Raw genomic sequence first — 1,319 nt, 5'->3', positions numbered from 1 at the left:
TTATCTCTAACGGTAATGGTATGACTTCCTGCACTCACATCTGTAAACACATTACTGTCTTGGAACGGTCCGTTGTCTAACTGATACTCATAATCGCCTAAACCGCCCGTTACATTCACCGTGATGGTTTGGTTTTGTGAGAAAGCTCCACTCACCACTACATCAGCCTCCGTAACTATCGCTGCCGAAGTGTTGGTCAAGGTCATCGAGGACGGGCTAAGCATGCTACATCCTGTTGCAATATTGGTCACCATCACTTCATACGTTCCTGCATCACTGGTGGTATAACTCGAATCCATAGCTCCAAGGATTTCAGTTCCGTTGTAATACCAAACATAACTATATAACTCCGGATTGGCAATATTCGTATCAATAGTATACGTTCCCAGTGGTGTTAAAGTCACCGGATCCACACAGATAAAGCCATCGTTCAAAGTAACCTCCGGTAGTTGGTTTACTGTTAACACTATTGGGCTCAAAGCCGCACACTGACTCACAGTGGTAGTGTTTGTCACTCGAATCCAAATCTCTTGTGGATTGGTAGTGTTGGTATAGTTCTCAGGGCTGGCAATGGCGTTTGTCCCTGCCAAAGCATCTGCCTGGGTTTCATAGTAACTCACCGCATAATCCGTTGGTGATTGTGTGCCTAAAGCAATTGTTCCGTAAGGTGTTAAGTCAAACTGCGTATATCCATCGTTGGTACCATCTTCATCACAAACGGTTAAGCCTGCTGTATCTGCCGGTACCGGATTGGCTATCGCTCCTTCTTCTACCACTAGGTTTACCGTAGCCACTGAGTTCACACATCCCGTTTGATTATCCACCACTCGGATGTAAATCGTTTGTGGGTTACTGGTGTTGGTATAGCTGTTGGCTAGTGCATTAGTTCCTGTGTCTGCATCCGCTTGTGTTTCATAATAGCTAATGGTAAAGCCCGTCGCATCTCCTGATTCCATCACCTGGTCGTTTAGCGTGTTTAGCGTAAAGGTGGCGATGTTATCCGTATTAGGCTCACAAATCACATAATCCGGCACAAAAGCTACTACTTGTGGCAATGGGTTCACCTGAAGTAGTTGTTCCACCAAGGTGTAACAGAACGTTCCCGGTGTAGGCTGTTGTTGGTTCATGGCCATTACCCAAACACTTCCCGTGGCACTTACATAAGCCGTTGGGATCATAATTTGGTTAGTACCCGCTATCGCGTCTGCCTGGGTTGGGAAGTACGCAAAGGTGATATCCGGATCGTTGTTTCTGATGATGTCTTCATAGGTCGTTAAATCAAACGCTTCTTCATTATCTCCCGGATTGGTGTTGTCACA

General features: G+C 45.9%; 1 protein-coding gene. It reads right to left on the bottom strand.

The genetic code is table 11. The features are described from left to right. Positions 1-1,319 (bottom strand): FIDD domain-containing protein (locus IEV15_RS14505; RefSeq protein ID WP_505661213.1); only part of this gene is annotated, 1,319 nt, incomplete at both ends.

Origin of the sequence: Flavobacterium orientale, assembly GCF_014638005.1 — a bacterium.
In the GTDB taxonomy this organism is placed as follows: Bacteria; Bacteroidota; Bacteroidia; order Flavobacteriales; family Flavobacteriaceae; genus Flavobacterium; species Flavobacterium orientale.
The sequence above is the reverse complement of the archived record's forward strand: the minus strand, read 5'-3'. Positions and strand labels throughout refer to the sequence as shown.